Origin of the sequence: Shewanella sp. SM20 (genome assembly GCF_025654545.1) — a bacterium.
Lineage (GTDB): Bacteria > Pseudomonadota > Gammaproteobacteria > Enterobacterales > Shewanellaceae > Shewanella > Shewanella oncorhynchi.
The window spans coordinates 1-4,914 of the sequence record NZ_JAKKRK010000098.1 but is presented as its reverse complement, the minus strand read 5'-3'; the positions used below and the strand labels follow the sequence as shown (position 1 = coordinate 4,914).

Here is a 4,914-nt window from a genome sequence, read left to right as displayed (position 1 = left end):
TTCGACCTAACTCAGTCAAGGTCAGTGTCTTACATTCAATCAGTGCCTTAGAGGCCAGCATCAAGCTGTTTAATCGTTTTAGGTGAAGTTCTGGGCAGTATTGGTGTAAAGAATGTTGTAGGATATTGGCTTCGCGCATCTTGTTGTCCAAGTGTAGTTTTTAGCGAAACCATTTGATCATGCAACAAGATGCGCTTCCACTCTAATTTGATGATTTATTTGTAAATCATCAGGGGATTCTTCAGGGCTAAATCCACGTGTCATCCAAAACTGACTCGCTAGGCCAATTAATGAAAGCACGACGGCTAATAACGAAACAACGGTTGTTACTCGGGTAATCATTAATAGTAATGCTAAGTTTTTTGAGGATAAATTTTTATAGGGTTTCATTTTTACTCTTTCCTTAAGTATTTAATATCTTGTATGTTTAATTTATAAACTAGTGAAGCACTCTTTGAAAAAAAGCTACCGCTTGCAGGTACATTTGCAGTGCGAGTGCGGGATCATAGCGTTCGCCTTCATCACGCATAAAGGCGTGTTGGGCGTTGACTTCAAGCCAAGTGAAGTTACGGTTCAGCGCCATTAATTGCTGGTGGATTAGTACTCGTCCCTCCGCGGATACGTGGGGATCTTGCTTGCCGAACACTAACACTAATTCCCCTTGAATATCACCGCTGCGGCTCAATGAGTCATTACCGTAAGCGCAGGGTAGGGTGTTGGAATGAATGTCGGTAGGATAGAGGCAAAATGCACCTAAAATAGCGGGGTTGAGTGCGGCGCGGTAGGCTAAGTGGCCGCCGATACACACGCCCATAGAGCCAACTTTGCCATTGCAGTAAGTTTGTTGAGTGGCAAAATCGATCAGTGCTTGGGTATCGCTATCGTGGTGCTCTAGGGGTTTGGCAAATTTATCGGCGTTACCTTTATCTTTACCTGATTCATCATAGGCCAGCACAGTGCCTAAAGGATTCAGTTCATGGAACACTTCGGGTACTAACACCACAAAACCGTGGCCAGCAAGAATAGTGGCGGTGCGGGCGATGGGCGCAGTTTGCTGAAATATCTCGGAATAAAAGATGATACTTGGGAATATTCCCTGTGCTTCTGGGCGATAGATGTAGGTACGCATTAGCCCGGAAGGCGTGGAGATATCCTGAATTTCCTGAGTCACTAACATATTTATATTCCTCTATGAGGCTTCAAACGTTGAAGCCTCACTTTAGCAGTCAGGATTTTATCTGTCAGTTAAAACAATTCGTTACCTGAGAGTTCACCGGCACATAGTGCTTTTATATTGTTCAAGGTCGTTTTGGCAATGGCGCCTAGGGCTTCTTCGGTGAGGAAGGCTTGGTGACCCGTGAAAATCACGTTATGGCAGGCTGATAAACGACGGAATACATCGTCTTGAATAATTTCATTCGATTTGTCTTCGAAGAACAGCCCTTTTTCGTTTTCGTATACATCGAGCCCAAGCGAGCCGATTTGCCCCAGTTTTAATGCTTCCATTGCGTCGAAAGCATTGAGTAAACCACCGCGGCTGGTGTTGATCACCATGACACCGGGTTTCATCTTGGCGAAACTGGCTTGGTTTAGTAAATGACGGTTATCCGCGGTCAACGGGCAATGCAAGCTGATGATATCGCTGTTGGCATAAATAGAGTCGAGATCTTGATATTCAACATTCAGCGCGATGACAGCCGGATTGATAAAGGGATCGAAGGCAATGACTTTACAGCCAAAACCGAGCAATACCTTGATGGTTGCTACGCCGATTTTACCTGTACCAATCACGCCGACGGTTTTGCCGAACATGTTAAAGCCGACTAAGCCTTCGAGGGAGAAGTTGGCATCGCGGGTGCGTTGGTAAGCTTTGTGGATTTTTCGATTCAGTGTCAACATCAGTGCGACTGTGTGTTCGGCCACGGATTCAGGAGAATAAGCTGGTACGTTAACGACTTGCATGCCTAAGCGTTTAGCGGCAACTAAATCGACGTTGTTAAAGCCAGCGCAGCGCATGGCGATAATTTTTGTGCCACCCTTAGCGAGTTCGACCAGAACTTCTTCACAGAGTGAATCGTTGACGAAGGCGCAGACAATTTCAAAACCTTCGGCAAGCTTCACTGTTTGCATGCAGAGGCGATAATCGAAGTACTCAATTTGTGCACCAAACGCAGCATTTGTGCGGTTAAAGTGCTGCATGTCGTAATGTTTCGCGCTAAAAAATCCAATTCTCATTTCAGTCACCTAACGGGTTTGCTGATGTAATTATCTGGCAAAGAGTGTAAGTGAGTTAGGGCTTTTTGTCCTTAGCCTTAGAAAATTCCCCGTTAAAAGAGTGAGCTTTATCATCAATTGGGAATAAAAAAGCGAGCCCCTGACGGCTCGCTTATTGATTGACTGCTTTTACTTGAAGTGTTCAAGCTAGAGCTCTCATATTGAAAGTCGTACTATATGAGCTGAGGGCTAGTCCTTTAACCCTCCGTTATTGCATTTTACTTTTTGTCTTTAGCGTATTTAGCTGCAGATGCACCCGCGATACGGCCATAAGTAACGATATCGGAGATAGCATTACCACCTAAGCGGTTAGCACCGTGAACGCCACCTGTGACTTCACCTGCTGCATATAAACCATCAATAGGTTTGCCTGTTTTTTCACTCTTCACTTCGGCTTTAGTATCGATCACAACACCACCCATAGTGTGGTGAACTGCTGGCGCGATTTCGAGAGCGTAGAAAGGTGCAACAACTAATTCACGTGGTAAATCAGGACGTTCAAATTGAGCATCTTTACCTGATTTAACAAAGCCATTATAAGCTTTCACTGTTTTAGCGAGTTCGGCCGCTGGAATATCTAACTGTTTAGCCAGATCTTCAATTGTTTTGCCTTCTTTAACAATGTTCAGGTGCACATAGCCTTCGATGGCTTTTAAGCTCTTACGGATAGAGTCATCGAATACCAAATAAGCACTTTCGCCTTTTTGTTGCAGAATCGCGGCAGACGCTTTGTCACGGGTGGTGATTTCGTTCATAAAGCGGTTACCTTCACGGTTAACCACGATCGCACCGTTACCACGTACCGCTTCGGTGATCATTACACCACCAGCAGGTGAATAAGTTGGGTGAGCTTGAATAAACTCTAAGTCGCGAGTTGCCGCGCCAGCTTGTAATGCCACGTCTAAGCCATCACCTGTAGCACCTGGGTGGTTAGTCGCTTTAAAGCCTTTTAACTTAGGATCGTACTTAGCTACACGATCGTTATTTTTCGCAAAACCACCCGCTGCGATAACGACAGCGTCAGCTTTGACAACGTAATAACCTGTGTATTCACCCTTCACTAATACGCCGGTAATTTTACCGCTCGCATCTTCAAGAATACGTACTACACGGCTGTTTAAGCGGATGTCAGTACCACGTTTCACTGCATTGTCCCATAGAACTTGTGCTACGTGTGCACCCACGCCAGCGCCGCCTGTTGGACGGTGACTACGGTTAACACTTGCACCACCCATACGACCTACGTCAGTCATATCGGCACCCATAGAGGTTAACCAATCGATAGAGTCTGATGAGTTGTTGGCTAAGGTTTTGACCAGTTCAGGATCGTTAATATTGCGACCACCTTTCATGGTGTCGTCGATCATGATTTGTTTCTTGTCTGCGATACCTAGTTTAGCCTGTGGCTTAGTTTCTGCAGCATTCATACCGCCAGCAGCAAGTTTAGTGTTTCCGCCTGGGATAGGTTCTTTTTCAAGCAGGATAACTTTAGCGCCTGCATCACGGGCTGAAACGGCTGCAGCAAGACCTGCACCACCTGAACCTATGATCACGACATCAGTGGTTTCTTTTGCGCCAGCGGCAATGGCTTTATCTTGAGCAGCTTTGTCTGCATCAACAGGCACAAACTTACGTTCCCACTTACCACCGTAAGGCATATCAAAGCCGAAGCTGTGACAAGCATCGCAATAGGTGACTGATTTTTCATGACCTTTATGGCAGCTAGTACAAGCAATTTCGCCAATTAGGTGAGATTTATGGGGTGATACTTTATCTTTAGGTGCAGCGGCGGCCAGTTCTTTTAAATCACCGTGGCAGCTAACACACTGAGCATTTTCATGGGTAAGGTTGTCGTTGGTGACGCCACCTTTGTCTGATACGTGGCAGCTGTCGCAGCTACCCATTTCACCGTGAAAATCGGCTAGCACTTCTGGTGCTGCATAGGCAGTACCTGCCATAGCGCCAGAGATCAGCATGGCTAGTGCTGTTTTTTGAATCTTTCTTGTGAACATGATAGTTCCTCCGCCGTACATTCATCTACTTAATAAGGGTTATTCATCGTGGCGTGATATTTATTTTTTACGCAGCTCACGCACTGTTAGAGCATTCTCCATTTGCAAATTTAGCACTATCTAAAGAGGTATATGTGTGTTCAGATCACATAACCTTTGTTACAGCGAAAATAACATATTTAAAATGTGCAATCGGATGGGAAATATTAATGAAGTTGAGACTAATCACTGCTTCAATACGGTATAACATGCGTGAGTTAACATATTGAATGGATTGATTTTAACTTTATAAAATAAAAATGGTATGAATTATGGTTTTGGTAGCGTGTTTTATCTATTTGTATTTTATAGATATTATAATTTAATCTTGTATATTGAGGTCGGTGTTTTTCAAGGTAGTTGGCACTCTTTACTTAAATTTTAAGCTGCATTTCTTGTTTCAGTTTCAGACTCTTTTTCTGGGTTCAACACTACCTCACCGATAACGTCACAGTTCCTTATACCGTTTGGCCAGCGTTTAGGGTTTCTTGATCTTGCTTCTTCTAGTACCTCCTTACGCTTAGATAAAATCGCTTTATCTTGCATCGCATGTCGCTCACTCGGTGATACAAAATTGAGCTTACTGTGC

The 4,914-nt window shown here is 44.4% G+C and carries 4 protein-coding genes and 2 pseudogenes; all 6 read right to left on the bottom strand.

Annotated features, from left to right (window positions below):
• Positions 1 to 139, bottom strand: a pseudogene (locus tag L5M18_RS22650) (IS4 family transposase); the annotation flags it as partial.
• Between the two features lie 38 nt (positions 140 to 177).
• Entirely contained in the window at positions 178 to 390 is a 213-nt protein-coding gene (locus tag L5M18_RS22645) for a hypothetical protein (protein ID WP_263198679.1), read from the bottom strand.
• Between the two features lie 49 nt (positions 391 to 439).
• Positions 440 to 1,177: a dienelactone hydrolase family protein gene (locus L5M18_RS22640; RefSeq protein WP_131524705.1), complete on the bottom strand. Its 738-nt coding sequence runs from the start codon at positions 1,175 to 1,177 to the stop codon at positions 440 to 442.
• A gap of 68 nt (positions 1,178 to 1,245) precedes the next feature.
• A complete protein-coding gene (locus L5M18_RS22635; RefSeq protein WP_263198678.1) occupies positions 1,246 to 2,235 on the bottom strand; it encodes a 2-hydroxyacid dehydrogenase in 990 nt (329 codons plus the stop codon).
• A gap of 257 nt (positions 2,236 to 2,492) precedes the next feature.
• Positions 2,493 to 4,286 (bottom strand): fumarate reductase flavoprotein subunit FccA, encoded by a 1,794-nt coding sequence (gene fccA / locus L5M18_RS22630; RefSeq protein WP_113939829.1) that lies wholly within the window; start codon positions 4,284 to 4,286, stop codon positions 2,493 to 2,495.
• Between the two features lie 420 nt (positions 4,287 to 4,706).
• Positions 4,707 to 4,914 (bottom strand): annotated as a pseudogene (locus tag L5M18_RS22625) (IS3 family transposase); the annotation flags it as partial.